The organism is Bittarella massiliensis (ex Durand et al. 2017), from assembly GCF_017566145.1.
GTDB classification, from domain to species: Bacteria; Bacillota; Clostridia; order Oscillospirales; family Ruminococcaceae; genus Bittarella; species Bittarella massiliensis_A.
Map to the genome: position 1 here is coordinate 1 of NZ_JABFCL010000077.1, position 290 is coordinate 290.

At 44.8% G+C, this 290-nt stretch carries 1 pseudogene; it reads left to right on the forward strand.

The annotated features are described in order from the left end of the window. Positions 1–290 (forward strand): annotated as a pseudogene (locus HJY11_RS13520) (N-acetylmannosamine-6-phosphate 2-epimerase); the annotation flags it as partial.

Consider the following 290-nt stretch of genomic DNA (forward strand, 5'->3'; position numbering starts at 1 on the left):
CCCATGAACCGCTTCATTCTTCTTTTATCATGGGAAGAATGGCACTTGCGGCTGCTGAAGGGGGAGCATTTGGAATCCGTGCCAATACGCCGGAAGATATTGCAGAAATCAGAAAAAATGTAGATCTTCCAGTCATAGGCATTATTAAGCGGGACTATGAAGATAGTTGTGTGTACATTACGCCTACGATGAAAGAGATCGACGAACTGATGGAAGTAAAGCCGGAAATTATCGCTATCGATGCGACGGAATCCATAAGACCGGGCGGAATCACACTGGACGATTTTTAT